Source organism: Dolichospermum compactum NIES-806, assembly GCF_002368115.1.
In the GTDB taxonomy this organism is placed as follows: Bacteria; Cyanobacteriota; Cyanobacteriia; order Cyanobacteriales; family Nostocaceae; genus Dolichospermum; species Dolichospermum compactum.
This window is the reverse complement of record NZ_AP018316.1, coordinates 2,918,753-2,938,750: the sequence shown is the minus strand read 5'-3', so window position 1 is coordinate 2,938,750 and position 19,998 is coordinate 2,918,753. Positions and strand designations below refer to the sequence as shown.

Genomic DNA, 19,998 nt, shown 5'->3' with positions numbered 1-19,998 from the left:
AGTCACCAATAGAAAGCATGACGATTACAGAAGATCTCCAAAAGTTGTTAAATATTTTGCCTCAAGACCTCCGAGAAAAACTAGAGAATCATCCGAAAGGAGATATTTTAGTTGAGGTAGTCTTGGATTTAGGCCGTCGTCCAGAAGCTCGGTTTCCCCATGCAGCAGAGTATCTGAGCGAAACACCGATCACTCAAGCACAGATAGATGATTGCATTCAACGAGTTGGAAATTTTGGGGGGGATAATCGGGCTGGAATTGAGCAAACTTTGCATCGGATCAGTGCTATCCGCAACCGTAGTGGTAAAATTATTGGCTTAACTTGTCGTGTCGGCAGGGCGGTATTCGGAACAATTACCATGATCCGCGATTTGGTGGAAACTGGTCAATCAATTCTCATGCTTGGTCGTCCTGGTGTTGGTAAAACTACAGCTTTAAGAGAAATTGCCCGTGTACTGGCGGATGATTTACATAAGCGAGTGGTGATTATTGACACATCTAACGAAATTGCTGGGGATGGTGATGTTGCTCACCCAGCCATTGGTCGGGCGAGACGGATGCAAGTTTCTAAGCCAGAATTACAGCATCAAGTCATGATTGAGGCTGTGGAAAACCATATGCCAGAAGTCATTGTTATTGATGAAATTGGCACGGAACTGGAAGCTTTAGCAGCCCGGACAATTGCTGAACGGGGGGTGCAATTGGTGGGAACTGCCCATGGTAATCAGATTGAAAACCTGATTAAAAATCCTACTCTGTCAGATTTGGTTGGGGGGATTCAGCCGGTGACGCTGGGAGATGATGAGGCTAGACGGCGTGGTTCGCAAAAGACCGTTTTGGAACGCAAAGCGCCGCCTACTTTTGAGATTGCTGTGGAAATGTTGGAACGGCAACGCTGGGTAGTTCATGAATCTGTGGCTGATACGGTTGATACTTTGTTACGTGGTCGTCAACCGACTCCACAGACGAGAACTGTTGATGATCATGGCAAGGTTGCTATTGCTAGACAGTTGGCTGTGGTCAATGGTGGCAATGGGAATGGTAATGGCAATGGTCACGTTACTAATGTGGAAGAATCTTTCCTCTCTGCTAAACCTAATGGTTGGCGTTCTTCTGGACAAATGGTGGCTTTACCACCTTTATCTCTGGATAGGGAAAGACCAACGGGACGCAGTGAATTTGATCGGTTGTTGGATGAATCTTTCAATTACTCTGAAGGTTTTGATTTTGTCAGCCGTAAACAAGCAGGTCCAAATGGGGAAGATTTACCATTACACATTTACCCCTATGGGGTGAGTCGTCACCAGTTGGAACAGGTGATTAATGTGCTAACTTTGCCTGTGGTCTTGATCAAAGACTTAGATAGTGCGGATGCTATTCTGGCTTTGCGATCGCACGTCAAGAATCACGCTAAGTTAAGACAAATGGCTAAGGCTCGTCATGTCCCTATTCATGTGATCAAGTCTAGTACAATTCCCCAAATTACTCGCAGTCTTCGCCGCTTACTGAATATTGATGATCCAGATATTGGCGACGACCGAGAATTACAACTGTTATTACACAACGGTGGTGATGATGAAATGGACGCTTTGGAGGAAGCCAGACTTGCTGTAGAGCAGATTGTCATCCCTAAAGGTCAGCCTGTGGAGTTATTACCCCGTTCTTCCCAAGTGCGAAAAATGCAGCATGAGTTGGTGGAACATTATCGCCTCAAATCCGATAGTTTTGGCGATGAACCTAATCGGCGGTTAAGAATTTACCCGGCGTAGATTGTTGATAAATTTCCCCTGAAAGGATTGTTTTTACATCTTTTCAGGGGATTTTTATTAGGATAATTCATGGAATAATAGGTCGTTTAGTCTTAGAATGAGCGATTCCTGGGTCGCGCTTTGCGATCGCACTTACTCAACCTTCTCTGTATACTCATCTAAAACCCACATTCCGCACTTCATTTTGTAATACACCAAGATTACTAATATAGGGCTAATAATAGTCAGATAGCGATTCCTACGGAGAGCTTCGCTATCGCATTACCACCAGGAAAAATCAATATTAATACTTAATAAAACTATCCTAATTTAGTAACATTTTTTGAAGCATAAGTATGTGACACTTTGAAGTGCGGAATGCCGGTTAGATGATTTAAAATTACAACTATCTAATTCTCAAGAAAAACAGAAAGAATTAGAATCCTGCCTAGAGAAAATAGTTCTCAGAGATTATGCTTATCAGCAAGACCTACAAATAGATTTACTCAAAGTGCGGATAGAATCCTTGGAAAACCGTTAAATTTAACAACAGTTAAATCCTGATATTGTTTCACAATTAACACTGTTTTGCATTTTCTGGATTCACAAAATCATGTAAATCAGCATCCCAAATACTAATATAGATAAAATCACAGTTTTGTCGAATTATTTGACCTTTCACACCACCTTTACTAAAGGTGAAATTATCTATTTGTCGTTGTTGAACTTGTTCCAGTCCTTGCTTGATTTCTGCTGTAGCTTCTCCATTCAATAAACCATTGAGAGTTGTCTGCATAACTTCAGGTTCTACAGACGATGCAAAAGCTGCCTCCGTTTGTTTTAGCTTTCCAGTTGTCTTGTCAAACAAGTAGCCTACATCAATTTTATCAGGGACAACTTTATAAGTAACTGCACGAGTATTAGGCCATAATCCCCTTAGATCTTTCTTTTTACCTAGCGTTTCTTCCACACTACTTCTTGATGTACCTGTAGGAAATGCTGGTACACTTTGCCTAATATTAGTAACTACTTGATCACGTCTTTTTTGGATTTTTTTAGCTGGTTTTTCTTTAAAATCTGGAGATGCTTCTGTGGTGGGAAGTACAGATGTTTGTTCCTGTTCATTTTTTATTTTATCTAGTGTTTCTTTAACATCTGAAGACGGTTCTGGTGTGGAAACTACAGATGTTTGTTCCTGTTCATTTTTTATTTCTGGTTGTGGAGTTGATTCTATTGAAGGAATCGGAGTATTTTCAGGAATTGACTTTGTAGGTTCAGATAATATTGAAGGAGTCGGAGATAAAGTTGCTTCAGAAATAGGAGTATTTATAGTTGTTGGTGTTGATATTGGGGTTGGGTTTGGTGTTTCTGTGATGTTGGAATTAGTGACAATAGAATTTGCAGTTTGTGGTCGGTTTATGCTAGAAATAGCGATCGCACCCATTAAACTTCCCACCAAAACGCCACCAATAATAAACGCTGGTTTTTGCCAAATTTGCGGATTATTGGAGGTTTTAATTACAGGATTTTGAGAGGGTGAAGATATAGGTTGAATTGGTGTAGCAGGAGTGATGCGAATTGTTGCTGCTGTTGGAGGAATATGATTCACCTGTGAAGGAATAGAAGTCTCAGATTTTAAAGCATATAGCATTTTATTCGCAGTCGTAAAGCGATCGCCCGCGCGGGGTTCAATCGCTTGAGTTAGTACCATAGCTAATTGAGAAGAAACACCCCCAGCGAATTGTTGCCAAATCACCTGTCCTGTGTGAGAATTAGTTTCTAATGCTTGAGGGTATTTACCCGTAAGTAAATAAATAGCCGTTAAACCCAAACTATAAATATCCGTAGCATAAACCGGACGACCAATAGCTTGTTCACTAGGCATAAAACCAGGAGTCCCAATCACTAGAGACTGAGTAGGATGTCCAGCAGCATTAATAGTAGTCCGAATAGTTTCCTTAACCGCACCAAAATCAATTAAAACTGGTTTATTATCTATCTCCCGCAAAATAATATTATCTGGCTTAATATCTCGATGAATAATCCCTTTACTGTGGACATAATCCAACACAGATAACAAACTTAAAAGAATTTCTCTAACAGTATTTTCCCGTAATTGTCCTTGAGATTGAATCAGATGAGTCAAAGTTTGACCATGAACCCATTCTTGCACCAGGTAAAATAGACCATTTTCCGAGAAATAAGCAAAAAGTTTAGGAATTTGATCATTAGCTTCCCCCAAATACTCCAAAGTCGCTGCTTCCCTCTCAAACCGTTGTTGAATTATTTGATAGATTTGGGGGTCATTGCTGATAGGTTTAAGTTGTTTAATCACACAACGACGACGAGAAGGCATATAGGTATCTTCAGCGAGAAAAGTTTCACCAAAACCCCCAGCACCTAAAATCTGAATAACCTGATAACGATTGTTTAGCAACGTCATAATTATGAAAATTTACCAATATATTTAATACCAACTTTATATCCCACATTCCGCACCCCCCGGTGTCACAATCGGTTTTTTCTGATTTTTATCCCCATTTAATGTTGTATTTTGTACCAAAACCAAGAAATATTGGTAGGCGATAGCGAAGCGCTGCTGCAAGCAGTTCGCTAAAACCAAATCTCCAAACGACCAATTTTCGTTGTGTGACAGTTTAGGGTGCGGAAGGTAGGTTATATGAAACTGCCCAGAAAAATAACTATCCGTATTTATCTGTGTCTATCTGCGTTCAATAATTCTGGAGATATTAAGAACCAGGATAAACAGGACAAAGAAACATCATTTAATCCTGACAATCCTTAAATCCTGACAATCCTGATTCAGACAATGAAAACTATTTCACACCAGCTAATTCCTTCTTAAAAAAAGCTTGTAAAACAGTTTCCGCAATTTGAGGACTACTCAAACCTAACGCTGCAAAAGATTGATCCGGCGTAGCATGATCTACCAAAATATCAGGAACACCAATCCGTTTTACAGGGACAACAATATCAGCATCAAGTAAAGCCTCAGCCACAGCAGAACCAAAGCCACCCATTAAACAACCTTCCTCCAAAGTCACAACCCGGCCAATTTGTTTAGCCAAAGGTAAAATCAACTCAGTATCCAAAGGCTTAACAAAACGAGCATTAATCACAGTTGCCTCTATGCCATGTTCGCTGAGAATTTCCGCAGCTTGCATTGCCGGGTAAACCATCGTACCATAGCCGAGAATTAACACATCATCCCCTTGACGGAGAATTTCTCCCTTACCGATTTCCAGAGATTCCCAACCTTCCTCCATTAAGGGGACACCGTGACCATTGCCACGAGGGAAACGCATAGCAATAGGTCCATCTGTGTAATTAATCCCAGTCACAACCATCCGTTGTAATTCCGCTTCATCCTTGGGGGCCATGACCACAATATTCGGAATACAGCGCAGATAAGCAATATCATACATACCTTGGTGAGTTGGACCATCAGCCCCAACAATCCCCGCCCGATCTAAACAGAAGAATACAGGTAGATTTTGAATGCAAACATCGTGAACAATTTGGTCAAAGGCACGTTGTAAGAAAGTGGAATAAATAGCCGCCACAGGACGCATACCTTCACAGGCCAAACCAGCAGCCAAGGTAATAGCGTGTTGTTCAGCAATACCTACATCAATATACTGATTAGGCAGTTTAGCTTGTAGTTTATCTAAACCTGTACCAGTAGCCATAGCGGCTGTGATACCGACAATTTTAGGATTTTGTGCCGCCAGTGTTACTAAAGTATGAGAAAACACCTTAGCGTAAGCAGGAGGTTTAGGTTTATTAGAAGGAATCGCCTTACCAGTAGCTAAATTAAAGGGAGTTTGAGCGTGGTAGCCGACTTGATCTTTTTCCGCTATTTCATAGCCTTTACCCTTAGTTGTGACTACGTGAACCAAAACTGGGCCAGTAATTTGATGTGCTTGTTGGAATGTAGTAATCAATTCCTCTAAATTATGGCCATCAACTGGCCCCATGTAGGTAAAGCCCAATTCCTCAAAAACAGCGCCAACTTTAGGAACTGCTAACCGCTTCATTCCTTCTTTGATGCGTTCCAGTTCTGGAGAAAGAGATTCACCCACAAAAGGCAGATGTTTTAACTGTTCCTCAATCCCATCTGAGAGAAACTGCACAGGGGGACTCAGACGCATTTTATTCAGATAACGAGGAATCGCCCCCACATTGGGAGAAATAGACATTTCATTGTCATTAAGAACCACCAGGAGATTAGTTTTCGGTAGGTGTCCAGCGTGGTTAATGGCCTCTAGCGCCATACCCCCAGTTAAAGCACCATCACCAATCACCGCAACGGCTTTAAATTTTTCCCCTTTTAAGTCCCGGGCTAAAGCCATCCCTAAAGCAGCGGAAATACTTGTAGAAGCGTGTCCTGCACCAAAATGATCAAATTTGTTCTCGCAGCGTTTGAGATAACCTGCAACGCCATCCTTTTGACGGAGAGTATCGAAATTACTGTAGCGTCCGGTAATTAATTTGTGGGGATAAGCTTGATGCCCTACATCCCATATCACTTTATCCCGATCTAAATCTAGGGTTTGGTAAAGTCCCAGAGTTAATTCTACAACTCCCAAGCCAGGTCCCAAATGCCCTCCAAAGGCTGCTACGGTTTGTAAGTGCTTCTCACGAATTTGACGGGCAATTTGTTGCAACTGCCGAATTGACAAACCATGCAACTGGTTAGGATGGGTAATTTCACTCAAGTGCATATTATCGGCTTTTCCTCTTTAGGTCTTCTTTTAGCATGATTTTATTTTCCCACTTCCGGTGGCTTCTAAAATCTGACTGTCGTTAATTGTTGTTGTTTAACTATAACTTTTGTACGTTTTTAAGATTCATGGACTTACGCACGCTCACTAACTTACCATCATCATGAATGAACGAAATTGCCTCGTTTTCGGTTTTGGGAATAACTTATTGAGTAGGGTGCGTCAGATAGAGGAAATCTGTTTTCTACCAAATTATCAGGTCTGACGCACCCTACAAGAGATTAAATTCACAATACATATTTAAGAAACTTTGTCAATGCGTCAGCCCTAGATTCATGGATAAATTTTTGCTTCATTCTTAGATGAGGATAGTATCAATGTTAAATTATGATTTTATTTACATAATTATACAGCAACTAGCATAAATTGTAACCTCCCAAATCCGTTAAACACCTTACTAACCGCTTTTTGGTGGTTTTTGGAACGTTAAATGTAATCAGATCGTCACTAAACGCAGGATGGAATAGCAAAACATCAGGATCTTCTTTCTTCCTAGAGAAGACATATAATAGGGTTTTCAAGCTTTTGGGTGGGATAATGGAAATGAATAGCCAAGCAAAAATAAAAATAAAATAACTTTAATGTGTATATTCAGTTTCTAGAGGTGATAATATCATCACCACCAAAAGGTTTGACAATTTCCTGTGGGTTGGGTTAAGCGACAGTGCAACCCAACGCATTTGTTGGGTTTCATGCTGATTGCTTTGCGAACGTTTACGTTCCACAAACAAACCTACAAATCAAGGCTTTTTCCAATTTGGACATGGTATTGATATAAATCTGACAATTTGTCTAATTGCTGGCATTAATGAAATTATTGAGGTGAGGAGTGATCATGAAATTATTGGTACGTTGGGGCTTGACATTGGGTTTGGCTGGTAGTGTGATGTTTGGGGGCATATTAGGAATCAACAATCTCCAAGCCCTAGCTTTACCACAGGAGCAAGTAGTAAAAACTTTACAAGAAGTACCCGTTTTTACGCTGACTAATCCCAAGGGAGAATTTGTAGTTATTTCTAGAAAGAATCAATCTAAAACTATCTCTCAAGTGGGCTTTTTTCTGAGTAAAAAAGATGCTCAATCTTTCCTGGAACAGCGACTAAAAAAAGAAAATCCTCAGTTAGCAAGCACTATCCAAATCACTCCTGTTTCTTTAGCAGAATACTATAAATTAGTCGTAGAAAATAAGAAGAATAAAGACTCTAATGTAGTTTTTACCTTAGTCCCTACTAAAAAACAAGTGGATCAGGCAATAACCATGCTGAATACTAGCGGTAAACCCGACAAAAAATTTGATGGTATTCCTTTGTTTGTGCCAAAATTTAAGCAAGAAAATAGCTATTTAACAATTCCCAAAGGACAAGAAGGAAAGGAGCGATTAATTCCTTTCTATTTTGATAAAGAACAAGCCGTAGCTCTTTTAGAAGCATTCAAAAAGGCTAAACCACAGGAAGCTGCTAATACAGAAATTCAGGTATTAGACCTGTATAGAGTGATTGACACACTCAGTAGTAGTAATGATCCCAGCACTAATAAAATTTTCTTGTTTCCTTCACGGGAATCAATAGAATTTATTCGTTCTATAGCTCCCGCTCAACCCAAGAAATAGAAAATTATTTTTACCTCCTGATATGTTAAAGCCAAATTATAAAGTTTCTGGATTAGAACTTTGGCTGTGGCGTAAAACCGCAATTCAAGCGGCTATAGCTGCGGAGATATCACCAATGGAGGTAGATTGGCTCTTATTAACAATAGCTAATTTAGACCGCTTGGCGCTGCGGTTGGAGTCTTTCAAAACATGGCAGGAAATCCCCGTACAATTTTCTTTAACTGACTTAGAGCAATTATGGAAAAGGCGATTAGATGACCGTTTACCGGTTCAGTATATTGCGGGAATGACAGCTTGGCGAAAGTTTCAACTCACGGTATCCAATGCGGTTTTAATTCCTAGACCAGAAACAGAAATATTGATTGATTTGGCTGTGGCTGCTGCTAATGATGAGGTAAAAACAGGACATTGGGCGGATTTGGGAACGGGTAGTGGGGCGATATCCATCGGTTTAGCTGAAGTCTTGACAGATGCGATGATTCATGCTGTAGATATTAGTCCTGCTGCTTTAGCCGTAGCTGAAACCAATGCTGAAAATTTGGGTTTTCGGGAACGGATTCAATTTTATCAGGGTTCTTGGTGGCAACCTCTAGAATCTCTCAAGGGTCAGTTTAGCGGTATGGTATCCAATCCACCCTATATCCCTAGTGATACGGTCTTAACTTTACAGCCGGAAGTGGTGAAACATGAACCTCATTTAGCTTTAGATGGTGGTAAGGATGGTTTAGACTATATTCGTCATTTAATTAATGTTTCCCCTGATTATTTGCGTCCTGGGGGGCTGTGGTTAATTGAAATGATGGCAGGACAGGCGGAAATGGTGCGGGAATTATTGGTAAGTAATGGGAATTATGGCAATATTTCTATTCATGCTGATTTAGCGGGAATTGAACGTTTTGCTGTGGCTTATAAAGAAAATATTGTCTGAATCAGGATTTCGGGATTTTCAGGATTGTTGTTGGAGATTTTTGGGAATGGGAAGGATTTTGATTTGAATAGTCAGCTTCATTCTCTCATTTTTGCTCCTGAATTTATTGTCAATACCTTATTAATTTCAATTTGTTGGCAATTTTTATATTACTGCCTATATTTATTACTAAATTGACTATTCTCTTTGTACAACTCGTAATAGATATTGATGCAAAATTCATCTTTAAATATTAAACACTAAAATCATTCCCATCTTGATTGATAACTAATCTTAAAATTGATAAACCTAAAATAATTAAAAATAGCACCAAACCAATGGTACAAGCATAGCTAATTTCTAAATTACCAAATGCTTGTTCATACAAATAATAAACAATAGTCTTAGAACTATTGAGTGGTCCGCCTTGAGTCATAATATAAACTTCTTCAAAAACTTTAGTTGCTGAAATCGCCGAAATTACAGCCACTAAAGCTAAATAGGGTTGCATTAATGGTAAGGTAATATCCCAATGTTTACGAACACTATCTGAACCATCAATAGCCGCAGCTTCATAAATATCAGCGGGAATGGCTTGTAATCCAGCTAAATAAATTACCATATAATAGCCTAAACCTTTCCAAATTGTTACAGCCATAATACTAGCTAAGGAAATGGGAACAATTCCCAATATCTTATCAGGACTTGTTAACCAGGGAATTCCGTCGGGAAAAATCCCTAAAGTTTTGAGAATTTGATTCAGCAATCCGTTTTCTGCATACAACCATTTCCAAGCTATCCCAGCTACTACCATAGAAATTACAACTGGGGTATAATATGCTGTTCTAAACCAATTCATTCCCCGCAGTCTTTGATTCACTAAAATTGCTAAAGCTAAGGGTAAAAATACTAAAATAGGAACAACACCAATTAGATAAACAAATGTATTTTGTAATGTTTGCCAAAAAACCGGATCTTTCGATAAACGTAGGAAATTTTTAAAGCCAATCCATTGAGGAGGATCTCCTATATTTTCATAGTTGGTAAAACTGAGATAAAATGCTTGAATTGCTGGCCAAAAAACAGTTAATATTAAGATAATTAAGGCAGGTAATAAAAACAAATATGGTGTAATTTTGTGTTTGATTAAAATCCATTGTTTTGATGTTAATTTAGACATATTATAGGACTCCCCCTAAAACTAATATTTAATTTGGGAATTGGTTAAATAATCCTCTTCCCTATTTTTCGACAAAATTACGTTTTACTCCTGACTCCTGACTCCTGACTCCTGAATTATGCTGTATGATTCTGGTTCTACTGTCTCATGTCTATTAATTTTCACCTGTTCTAATAAACGAGGCATCCAAGGTAAAGCTAGAAAAATTCCTGATAAAACTAATAGAAATACAGAAAGTCCAAAAAGTTGATCGCGGGAAATTTCTAATACACCACGTAAAATTACCTCCCGCAAAGCCGAAACAATCGTAATTTCTACGGCTGCACCTACGGATATACTGCGTTCTTGGAGGTAATCAACTAATAACCGAAACAGTTCTACTAATATCAAAATAAACAGAATATCAGATGTGACTTGCCGTAAATCTAATGGACGTAAAAACGATAAAAACATATCTCCTAATCGAATGAGCATCACACAAAATAAACTCATGCAAAGGGAGATCACAATAATATCCTGAAAAAGTTCTAAGTTACGAACAATTCTATCTCGTCTAAACCAATTATTGACTTCTATAATTATCCGCTGTGGCATGGTATTTCCTAAAAAAGATAAGTACATCTATTTTAGTAATTAACCATTAAACAGATTTTAATAAAGTAAACAGAGAACAAGACGTATTTAAGTAGGTAGGCAAAATTGATTATATAAAAGATTTGGATTTATGTAGGGGTAGCGCCCCTGACAGGTGTAGGTTTTTTACATTCTGGTGAGGGCAAGACTTGGGCGACAAGGTGACAAGGGAGGAAAACCCTACAGGATTATGTTTTTTGGCAACAATAACACACCGTTAAAAAATTATTGTGCGTATAAAATCTTTCTTGTCTACGTTCCCTCCAAGTCTTCCCAGTCTTGCCTTCACAGACAATATTAAAAACCTACCCTTGTGAGGGGTAGCGCCCCCGTGCCTACTCTTCTGTTTGGGTCAACCACAGGGGGTTTGCCCCTACCTAATTACAAAAAACAAGACATGAAACAAAAATTAATAAGTTTCACGCCTCGTCTTTTGTTTAAACTCCCCAGGCCGGATTCGAACCAGCGACCAATCGATTAACAGTCGATCGCTCTACCACTGAGCTACTGAGGAACGCTTTTCACTTTAGCTATAATAAACCTAAATCCAAATTAATGCAAGGGGTTTTGAAAAAAATTTTTAAACTTTTTTTGTTGCTGCTGAAATTTCTCACTCTTAACAACCCAAACCCTTTCCAGCAGCTACATTCGGAGATTTACGAATTCTGCAATTATAATCGCATTCGTAATTCCGTCAGCCGTTGTCTGGCTTGAGGATCAATTCCATTCACCAAGAATCTACTTTTAGGTTGTTTTTGCGACTGATACCTATGGCGCATTCGACAAACAGTAGTTTCTACTTCGCCACATAGTTGATGCGCTGATAACCACTCAGCACCATATCCCTGGACTGTTAACTGCTGCGCTCGATCTGATGTAGCGACAATCATGCGGGAAATTAAACATTGGGCTATTTGGTGACGGAGAGACGCACAGGTTTTTTCTATATATGTGTCTGCGGTCTGGCCAAAATCCGTATAATATACTGTTAAAAAATTTGTAATAGTTTCTCTGTTACTAGGAGAGTTTTGATATTGAGCATCAAATACTACCTGAGTTTCATAACCTTGGAAAGCACTATAATTAGTCATTGCTTCCACTAATTCACCCCGTGCAGCCTCAAGTCCGGCATGATCACGGGTTTTTATCAAGCAAGGCCAAGTGCCTATAATATTGTAACCGTCTACTAAGAGAACGGCCGGGACTATGGAACGAGACATGGTTTTTAATCACAATTATCTAGAGTTAACAAAAATCATTCATAAGACTTATAGTAAATGAAGCATTGCTTGTAACCCCATGTTACAAGAAATAAAAACTGCCTCTTTTAATCAAATTTAGACCCTAAGATAGAAGCTATGATTTTGAAAAAGCCTCTAAAAATCAGGTTTACTGAATTTGTTTTCTATAAAAAAAATATTTTTCTCTGTCTCTAAAATTTTATGTTTCCAGGATAGAAGGCTTTTTGAATAGCAGTTTGACCGCTTTTTCACTAATATTAATTTTTAATAATAATTAACCGCAGATAAACGCGAATGAACACAAATTTGATTATTTTAGACGGAGAGACCCCGCCCCTACTCCTGAATTTTGCTGGATGTGGCTTGAAATGTCACAATTTTCCAAGGGTAAATATTTTTATTTACTGGATTTATTGCGGAAAGTTTGATATTATTTTCTAATAAATCGGTTGGGTTTTCTAAATTTAAAATCTCGCTTTGCAAAGATAATTCTGCTGTTTGTCCATAACATTCATAAAAGCGAAGAATAAACTTTTCTGGATCATTTTCACTGGGTTTGAGTGCCATTAAGATGAAATTATCTGCTGATAAAGATAGAAAACTTTTGCTTTGACAAGCGTTTAATCTAGATTGATAGTTGATTGGGTTTACTAATATTTGAAAAGGAACATTCAACTCATAACTACGTTTGACAGTTTCTGCTTCTTCCCAACTGTTTAAATGAGGATACAAGCTATAGGTAAATTCGTGTATTCCTTTATCTGCTTGGGAGTCTGGCCAATGGGAACTTCTTAGTAAGGTGAGACGCAGTTGGTTAGGTTTAGCATCGTAACCATATTTACAATCATTGAGGAGACTAACTCCGTATTTCTCTGTATCTGTATCTGTGGTTAAATCTGCCCAATGTAATGCGGGTACTTCCCATTTTGCCTTTTCTGCGGGAGTTTGGGGATTTGTGGAACGACGAATAGCACCGCAGGGGATTTCATAAGTGGCAAATTCGGCTTGAAGATTGAGAGGGAAGGCTGTTTTTACTAATACCTGATTTTCTTGCCAATTTACAGTATTAGCTATTTTCAAAATTGGTGAACCAAGTTCTAAAATGTAATCTTGACAAAATTCCGATTTTCCGAGTTGACGGACTACTCGCAATCGTTGGTGAATTTCTCCATATTCTTGCCATTGAATTGATTTTAATTCGGTTGCAGGTAGGGGTTTTGTGTTATAATGTGGATCTATGTTCCAAGCATCCCAATATTGTCCACTGTCGCTAAAAGCTTGAAGTTGATTTCCTGCACCGGTTAAAATTTCTCGTTGTTGGGTTTTGTCAAAGACACTTTTTAAATCTCCGGTTTCGGGGTTAACTTCAATTTGCAAATATTCGTTTTCTAAAATCCAATTTTTCGGGAATGTTTTGGGTTGGGGGGTAGATGGAGACAGCCAGAAAATGCTGTAACCTATAGATGGTATGGTTGCGAAAAATAATAAGGTTGAGTTTTCGCTGTTTTGGGAGAGGATTTTTTTTCCTTGAATATCAGCAACTTTCCAGGTTGGGTAATCTGTGGTGATGATTTTTGATAAGTCAATGGTGACAACTTGGGAACGTTCCCAGTTGAGAGGGTTAAAAATTATGACGGGGATGCTCTCAGGGTTGGGAAGTTGTGGTATGTTGACTGTGGAGGCGATCACTGTTAATGAGTTTTCTAGTATTTTCGTTCCTGATTTTTCTACTGCTTCCCATTCTGGTAAAGCGTCTGCGTAAACTTGGGTAATGGAAGTACCGGGGAGAATGTCATGAAACTGGTTAAATGAAACTTTTTTCCACGCGGTTTCTATTTCTGTTTTCGGAAATTCTGCAGCGCAAAGTATATTTGCTAAAGTTGCGAATAATTCAGCACTATATAATAGATGTTCAGATTTGCGATTCCAGCGTTTTTGGTCTGCGTGGGTAGTATAACATCCTCGGTGAAATTCTAAATAAAGTTCGTCTTCCCAAACTGGTAAGTTTTGAGTTGATGATTTTATTTGCTGAACATATTTTTCGGAAGTTGTAAATTCTAACTTGGGGAAAATTGGGGAATGTTTCCACCGTCGTGCAGTTTCCAGCATATCACGGGTTGGTCCACCACCATGATCACCGACTCCGGGAAGCCAAAGGGAATTTTGTAACCCTGTTTGAGTTTTCCAGTCACAAGCGTATTTGGTCATTTTAACTGGTTCGATGGTTTCGCCGATAGGTGCAGACATGAAACTTAATGTTTGACTGCCATCAGGCGATCGCCACCAAAATAAGTCATAATCAAATTTAGTTGTATCATTCCAGCGGAGTTTCTGAGTTACAAAGCACTCAATTCCCGCATTTGCAAAAAATTGGGGTAGCGTCGCACAAAAACCAAAGGTGTCGGGAACCCAAACTACAGAAGATACTTTTCCGAACTTCTGGAGAAAATACCTTTGTCCATATAATAACTGACGCACTATAGACTCACCCGCAATTAAATTCAAATCCGGTTCTACCCAAAAACCACCCAAAACTTCCCATTTTCCGGCTGTAACTTGATCTTGAATTTTTCGAAACAAGTCGGGACGATTTTCTTCTATCCAAGCATACAACGCCGGTGTGGTATGACAGAAAATTAATTCGGGAAAATCCTGTTGCAGTTGTAAAGCTGACTCAAAAGTATTTTGTACTGCTTTCCAAGTTTCTTCCACAGGCCATAACCATGCTAAATCTAAATGTGCATGACCTAATAAATTGATTTTATATTTTTGGGCGTTGATAAACTCAGCTAAACTCAAATAAGTTTGTCGTAAATTGACAAGATATGTTTTCCAGTCTTGATTTTCTGCGTCTTTGCGATTTGTAACTTTCTCAACTTCTGTCGCTAAAGTTGGTAACTTTTCTGGTGCGGAGTTTTGTAAAAGAATTTCCGTAACTGCTAATTCATCAGCAATAAAACCAGCATCAGGATTATTGTAGTCTGTTGACTCGTAAATTGCCAGCGATCGCATCAACGCCCCGTCGCAATGTCCCGGACTCACTAACCGCAAAGCTATGGTAAACTCATCACCAGGACTGACACTTGGACTCAACAACACTCGCGGGGAAGAATCGAACAAATCTCCAGTCAATACTAGCTTACTATTAACATATACTTCTGCCGCATCCGCCCACCATACCAACGCCAACCGCAAAGACAAACTCGTTAACGGAAAATTGTGTAAATGTTCAGGAACAGAAAATTTTTGTCCTAACCATAATACCCGTTTTCCCCCCGTCCAAGAAACATGAGTTTTTTCATTTAGTTCCACAGGTTGCCAATCAGTTAAACTAAATGGGATAAAATCAGTAATCACCCCGTCAGCTTCCTGATATCGCCAGTTTGACTGGATATCAACTTGACAACAAGAACGCAGAATTTCAATTGCTGTGGATATAGATTTGGTATTTAATGAGGATACAGGAAGATTCATATTTCCAATAAAATAATATAGAGCAGGAGTCAGAAATCAGAAATGAAGCTGCTTTGATTTTTAGTTTGTCTCTCATGCAATTCCCAATTACTATAAATGTCAATAATTGCTATTGGTGAAAATTCATAGGTCTGTGGGAATCTCTTAACAATTCAAAATTAAAAATAGTGATTTAAAGCCTTTAATTGACGATAACCTCACCTTACAAATTATACATAAGTACCATGTCTTCCGATTCCTCCCATCGCTATCAAAGCAAACTCTTCAACTTTGTCTACCAGTATTCTCGACGGTTGACACAAACACTGGAAACCACTTTCAAGAATTTGCAATTTGCTACTGGTTCGGGTGTAGGTTCTCTACTTTATCCACTTTACCAATTATGGCAACAAAATGGCACAGTCAAAAAATTACAGTCAGCAACTCCTCCTACCAGTGATGCACCAATCCAAATTATATTAGATGTTGTCAAAAATCTGCCTCCAGGAGAGACTTATATACCAACTTCCTCACAAACAAATCCTCTCACATTTTTAGGATCTTTGTCGAAGAAAATTTTTCCCCAGCCAAATTCTCCAACTCCAGAAAGTACCCTGCAACAGCATATACCAACAGTACAGGGAATTGCTATAGAATTGCAAACCCGTAATTTAGTCTTAGTGAGTGCGGATAATCGCATTTTCGATGTTTTCACACCCCAGCAAAACATCAAATTAGCAGATAGAATTAATAGCGAAATTAGTGAATATCGGTATTCTTTACAACTAATTGCTCACCAACAACAAGAATTATTGCCCAAAATTGATGATCTTTTTAATAAGTTAACTGATGAAGATTCTATCATAGCCCAAAAATCTCTCCTCAATCCTCTTAAACTTTTTAGTTTTCTAGATAAATTAGTTGCTAATTTAGAAGATACTGCTTTAGTCCCTGTCCAAAAGCGCAGTCAGGAAATTGTTAATAATTTCCAAAATCAGGTTCAGGGATTAGCCGTTAATAATGATGAATTAAAACCTCATAAACCACAAATTTCTGATTTAATAGCAGCGGCGATAAATTACTTTTTTGGAGGAAGAAATATTTATCAAATTGACTCAAATTCTTCTACGGAAAAACCTGATTTTAAAAAAGTTTTATCCTCAAACAATCAGTTAAATTTTGATAATTCTTCAGGAGATAATTGGTTATCATGGAATGATTTATTTGGTGAAACAAATACCAACATCCAGGAATCCGTACAGCAACCTCAAGCAAAAAGAGAATTCCCTGATATTCACCGCCAAATAAGTCAACAAGCAAGCGAACCCAAAAATGAGGAATTTCCCGAAATAGACAGTAAAACCAGTCAAGGATTTAATTTTAAGCCTGACTGGATTGATATTTCTGCAACTTCATTAGGCTATGAAAAACACCCCTTAGAACAAATTCTTGAATGGTTAGATCAGGTTATATTATGGATAGAACAGATATTAACAAATATGCTGTATTTTTTCCGGGGTTTATTATTGGGTAGATAATTACAGCATTTATTAATCTTAGATAATAGGATGCCTGAACTAACAGGAACTCAAGTATATCAACAATTACAGGAACAAAAGATTGATTTAACTACTATTTTAGTAACCGCTTATGGAGATATAGAGGAATTAGCCAGTTCTTTGGGTATAGTACATTTTCTCAGAAAGCCAATTGATATTTCAGAACTAATTCTAGTTATTGAATCAGCCTCTGAAACAGGGGGTAATAAGCAATAGGAAACCTATATTAGGAGTAGGAGTCAGGAGTCAGAAAGAAATTTTCTCCCTGCTTCTCTATTCCCCTGCTCCTGAATCCTGACCTAAAATTCCACAATCACTGGTGTATGATCACTTGGTTGAACTAACTTTCGCGGTTCAATATCAATAACACAACTTTGAGCGCGTTCATACAAGATTGGTGTGAGATAATGGTGATCTATTCGCCAACCTAAATTACGCTTAAAAGCAGACGTGCGATAATCCCACCAACTATAATTTTCTCCTTCGCTGTTGAATTTACGAAAAGCATCTGCAAAACCTACATTCAGAACATCTCGTAAAGCTTGACGTTCTAATTCCGATGCCATGATGTGATTATCTATCTTTACTTTATCATTAATATCTATATCTTCTAGGGCAATATTAAAATCACCACACAGAGAAATAGCTGGGTTGGATAATATTAATGTCTGTAAATATTCTTTGAGTATTTTTAACCAGCCTAACTTATATTCATACTTTTCGCTACCGATAGATGAACCATTGGGAACGTAAAGATTCACAATTCTGACTCCCTCAAGTAGACCTGTAATCACCCGTTTTTGTTCATCCCATGCTGATGGTAATTCCGGTAAAATAGGACTAAAACCCATAATTACATCTGTCAAAGGTTGACGACTAATCAAAGCCACGCCATTATAGGATTTTTGTCCAGAAATATACGGATAATAGCCTAAATTTTCAAACGCGATACTGGGAAAGTCCTGATCTATGACTTTAGTTTCTTGTAAACACAAAACATCAACAGGATTTTCTCTTAACCAATTGATAACCTGTTCTAAACGTGTTCTAACAGAATTCACATTCCAAGTAGCAATTTTCATTAGTTAATTATCAAAACGACTGTAAAATAACGGTAAAGTAATTGTCTCATAAAAATTAGATATTTATGATCCCTAAGATAGATGAACACGGTCTATACTAGTTTATAGTTTAATAATGTTCTCATGGGTTTTTATTGTTTTGATAAAAAAATCAATTTGTAGAAATACTCTAAAAGAGGTTAAATTTAGCATTTATTGATAGTTTTTGCACCAGTAATTTCTCTAAATTGGAGAATTGCGAATGGGGAATAAAAGACTACAAAAAATGAACGCTATCAAATCAAGCATAAATCTAGAATTTTGAATTGTTTAAGGGTAATGCCTAGATCAATTCTAACGTTACTCGTGTTTAATTTTTTTCAAGGAGGACAGTGTATGAGTATCATAGTTAACACCTGCCCATGCTGTGGTGGTTCGATTCTGCGTCATGTTCGCCATCATGAAGTTTATTGGTTTTGTCTCTCCTGTAGACAAGAAGTACCAGTTTTAAGTATCAACGGTGTATCTAGTCCACTATCTAAGCTAGAAACCCGTAATCAAGAAGTTTCACCCCAAACGGCTTTAAGTTCTTGAATTTTTCAATATGGGGAATAGAGAACTAATCAGCGGAAATTTAGGTAAAATCAGGGATTGCTAATTTTAAATACAAAATATACGCCGCTACCATTAAATATGCTAGAAAACCGTGTTTAATTGATTTTGATAGGGTGGTTTAAGCCATACTTCTTTTTTATGGGTGGAAAGCTTTGTTAGCAGCATTACTCTACGGACAAGAGGATTTACGCCTAGAACAAGTTCCTGACCCCACTCCTCAAGCCGGTGAGGTGGTGATTCAGGTGGAAGCAGCCACGACTTGTGGGACAGATTTGAAGGTATGGCGACGTGGTGGCCATGCCAAAATGTTGACACCGCCGACACTGTTTGGTCATGAAGGTGCGGGGCGGATTGTGGCTGTTGGTACTGGGGTGACGAATTGGCGGGTAGGCGATCGCGTGGTGGCAAATAATTCTGCACCCTGCATGAAATGTTTCTTTTGTCAACGCAAAGAATATTCTTTATGCCCCCATCTAACTTGGAATAATGGGACATTTGCGGAATATCTGAAAATTCCTGCTCCTATAGTTAGGCATAATTTGTTACTAGTTCCTGATCATTTGCCCCTAGTATTAGCGGCGATGACTGAACCTTTAGCTTGTGTGTTGCATGGTATCAGCCGTTCTGGAGCCAAACCCGATGACAAAGTAGTGATTTTGGGTGATGGGGCGATTGGTTTGATGTTTGTGGCAGTATTAGCAGAATATACTGAGGTGATATTGTGGGGTGGGAATAATCAACGGTTAGAAATTGGTGAAAAACTGGGTGCAGCCAAGACTTTTAATTATCATCAAGTGACGGATACTGCCCACACAGTGAAGGAATTAACCGCTGGTTGGGGTGCAGATATCGTGATAGAGGCTACTGGTGTGCCGAGTGTCTGGGAAACGGCGATCGCTTGCGGTCGTCCTGGTGCAACTATCAATTTATTTGGTGGTTGTCCAAGAGATAGCACAATTACTGTCAATACCGAACAATTGCACTATAGTGAACTTACTCTCAAAGGCGTATTTCACAATACACCAGAATATGTGAAAGCTGCCTTATCACTCATCGCTAGTGGTACAATTCCTTTTGACTTGCTCATTGGTGAACACCGACCTTTGCAGGATCTAGAACAGGTATTTATGGATATGAAGGCGCGGAAAGTCATTAAGGTAGCAATGGTTTGACACTGAAAATTCCGA

At 38.6% G+C, this 19,998-nt stretch carries 15 protein-coding genes and 1 tRNA gene; 7 read left to right on the top strand and 9 right to left on the bottom strand.

Features of this window, described 5'->3' with window-relative positions:
- Positions 1-17 precede the first annotated feature (17 nt).
- Positions 18-1,769: a R3H domain-containing nucleic acid-binding protein gene (locus CA730_RS13910; RefSeq protein WP_096668119.1), complete on the top strand. Its 1,752-nt coding sequence runs from the start codon at positions 18-20 to the stop codon at positions 1,767-1,769.
- A gap of 556 nt (positions 1,770-2,325) precedes the next feature.
- Here the strand turns inward: CA730_RS13910 and CA730_RS13905 are convergent.
- From CA730_RS13905 to dxs, 3 genes are all read right to left on the bottom strand, one after another.
- Positions 2,326-4,191, bottom strand: a complete 1,866-nt coding sequence (locus CA730_RS13905) for a protein kinase domain-containing protein (RefSeq protein ID WP_096668117.1) — start codon at positions 4,189-4,191, stop codon at positions 2,326-2,328.
- 36 nt (positions 4,192-4,227) lie between these two features.
- Complete coding sequence (locus tag CA730_RS26070) at positions 4,228-4,353, bottom strand: hypothetical protein (protein ID WP_269076468.1); 126 nt, start codon at positions 4,351-4,353, stop codon at positions 4,228-4,230.
- 232 nt (positions 4,354-4,585) lie between these two features.
- On the bottom strand, positions 4,586-6,493 hold the full coding sequence (gene dxs, locus CA730_RS13900) for a 1-deoxy-D-xylulose-5-phosphate synthase (protein ID WP_096668115.1): 1,908 nt from the start codon (positions 6,491-6,493) through the stop codon (positions 4,586-4,588).
- A gap of 895 nt (positions 6,494-7,388) precedes the next feature.
- On the opposite strand from dxs, the gene CA730_RS13895 reads away from it, so the two are divergent.
- Together CA730_RS13895 and prmC are read left to right on the top strand one after the other, a co-directional pair.
- On the top strand, positions 7,389-8,162 hold the full coding sequence (locus tag CA730_RS13895) for a Tic22 family protein (protein ID WP_096668113.1): 774 nt from the start codon (positions 7,389-7,391) through the stop codon (positions 8,160-8,162).
- Between the two features lie 22 nt (positions 8,163-8,184).
- A complete protein-coding gene (gene prmC, locus CA730_RS13890; RefSeq protein ID WP_096668111.1) occupies positions 8,185-9,090 on the top strand; it encodes a peptide chain release factor N(5)-glutamine methyltransferase in 906 nt (301 codons plus the stop codon).
- Positions 9,091-9,322: 232 nt separating this feature from the next.
- Here the strand turns inward: prmC and CA730_RS13885 are convergent, their stop codons facing one another.
- From CA730_RS13885 to CA730_RS13865, 5 genes are all read right to left on the bottom strand, one after another.
- Complete coding sequence (locus CA730_RS13885; RefSeq protein WP_096668109.1) at positions 9,323-10,249, bottom strand: carbohydrate ABC transporter permease; 927 nt, start codon at positions 10,247-10,249, stop codon at positions 9,323-9,325.
- Positions 10,250-10,333: 84 nt separating this feature from the next.
- The gene (locus tag CA730_RS13880) at positions 10,334-10,843 is read right to left on the bottom strand and encodes a phosphate-starvation-inducible PsiE family protein (RefSeq protein ID WP_096671528.1); all 510 of its coding nucleotides are present in this window, start codon (positions 10,841-10,843) and stop codon (positions 10,334-10,336) included.
- A 481-nt stretch (positions 10,844-11,324) separates the two neighbouring features.
- Positions 11,325-11,396 (bottom strand) — tRNA-Asn (locus tag CA730_RS13875).
- Between the two features lie 157 nt (positions 11,397-11,553).
- Positions 11,554-12,102, bottom strand: coding sequence for an NYN domain-containing protein (locus CA730_RS13870; RefSeq protein ID WP_096668107.1), 549 nt, complete (start codon positions 12,100-12,102; stop codon positions 11,554-11,556).
- A gap of 357 nt (positions 12,103-12,459) precedes the next feature.
- On the bottom strand, positions 12,460-15,597 hold the full coding sequence (locus tag CA730_RS13865) for an alpha-mannosidase (RefSeq protein WP_096668105.1): 3,138 nt from the start codon (positions 15,595-15,597) through the stop codon (positions 12,460-12,462).
- A 224-nt stretch (positions 15,598-15,821) separates the two neighbouring features.
- Between CA730_RS13865 and CA730_RS13860 the strand changes: the two genes are divergently transcribed.
- Together CA730_RS13860 and CA730_RS13855 are read left to right on the top strand one after the other, a co-directional pair.
- Positions 15,822-17,114 carry a hypothetical protein gene (locus CA730_RS13860; RefSeq protein ID WP_096668103.1) on the top strand — a complete coding sequence of 431 codons (1,293 nt, stop codon included), beginning with the start codon at positions 15,822-15,824 and terminating at the stop codon, positions 17,112-17,114.
- Positions 17,115-17,129: 15 nt separating this feature from the next.
- Complete coding sequence (locus tag CA730_RS13855; protein ID WP_269076524.1) at positions 17,130-17,351, top strand: response regulator; 222 nt, start codon at positions 17,130-17,132, stop codon at positions 17,349-17,351.
- Between the two features lie 83 nt (positions 17,352-17,434).
- On the opposite strand, the gene xth is transcribed toward CA730_RS13855, so the two are convergent.
- The gene (gene xth / locus CA730_RS13850) at positions 17,435-18,217 is read right to left on the bottom strand and encodes an exodeoxyribonuclease III (protein ID WP_096668099.1); all 783 of its coding nucleotides are present in this window, start codon (positions 18,215-18,217) and stop codon (positions 17,435-17,437) included.
- A gap of 375 nt (positions 18,218-18,592) precedes the next feature.
- Here xth and CA730_RS13845 point away from each other — a divergent pair, with 375 nt between their 5' ends.
- Both CA730_RS13845 and CA730_RS13840 read left to right on the top strand, forming a co-directional pair.
- A complete protein-coding gene (locus tag CA730_RS13845) occupies positions 18,593-18,790 on the top strand; it encodes a hypothetical protein (protein WP_096668097.1) in 198 nt (65 codons plus the stop codon).
- Positions 18,791-18,963: 173 nt separating this feature from the next.
- A complete protein-coding gene (locus tag CA730_RS13840) occupies positions 18,964-19,983 on the top strand; it encodes a zinc-dependent alcohol dehydrogenase (protein ID WP_096668095.1) in 1,020 nt (339 codons plus the stop codon).
- The last annotated feature ends 15 nt before the right edge of the window (positions 19,984-19,998 follow it).

What these genes read in the sequence shown, in the direction of transcription:
- CA730_RS13865 (WP_096668105.1), bottom strand. Translation starts at nt 15,597, where the DNA reads ATGAATCTTCCTGTATCCTCATTAAATACCAAATCTATATCCACAGCA.
- CA730_RS13880 (WP_096671528.1), bottom strand. Translation starts at nt 10,843, where the DNA reads ATGCCACAGCGGATAATTATAGAAGTCAATAATTGGTTTAGACGAGAT.
- CA730_RS13910 (WP_096668119.1), top strand. Translation starts at nt 18, where the DNA reads ATGACGATTACAGAAGATCTCCAAAAGTTGTTAAATATTTTGCCTCAA.
- CA730_RS13845 (WP_096668097.1), top strand. Translation starts at nt 18,593, where the DNA reads ATGAGTATCATAGTTAACACCTGCCCATGCTGTGGTGGTTCGATTCTG.
- prmC (WP_096668111.1), top strand. Translation starts at nt 8,185, where the DNA reads ATGTTAAAGCCAAATTATAAAGTTTCTGGATTAGAACTTTGGCTGTGG.
- CA730_RS13860 (WP_096668103.1), top strand. Translation starts at nt 15,822, where the DNA reads ATGTCTTCCGATTCCTCCCATCGCTATCAAAGCAAACTCTTCAACTTT.
- CA730_RS13905 (WP_096668117.1), bottom strand. Translation starts at nt 4,191, where the DNA reads ATGACGTTGCTAAACAATCGTTATCAGGTTATTCAGATTTTAGGTGCT.
- CA730_RS13870 (WP_096668107.1), bottom strand. Translation starts at nt 12,102, where the DNA reads ATGTCTCGTTCCATAGTCCCGGCCGTTCTCTTAGTAGACGGTTACAAT.
- CA730_RS13885 (WP_096668109.1), bottom strand. Translation starts at nt 10,249, where the DNA reads ATGTCTAAATTAACATCAAAACAATGGATTTTAATCAAACACAAAATT.
- dxs (WP_096668115.1), bottom strand. Translation starts at nt 6,493, where the DNA reads ATGCACTTGAGTGAAATTACCCATCCTAACCAGTTGCATGGTTTGTCA.
- CA730_RS13895 (WP_096668113.1), top strand. Translation starts at nt 7,389, where the DNA reads ATGAAATTATTGGTACGTTGGGGCTTGACATTGGGTTTGGCTGGTAGT.
- xth (WP_096668099.1), bottom strand. Translation starts at nt 18,217, where the DNA reads ATGAAAATTGCTACTTGGAATGTGAATTCTGTTAGAACACGTTTAGAA.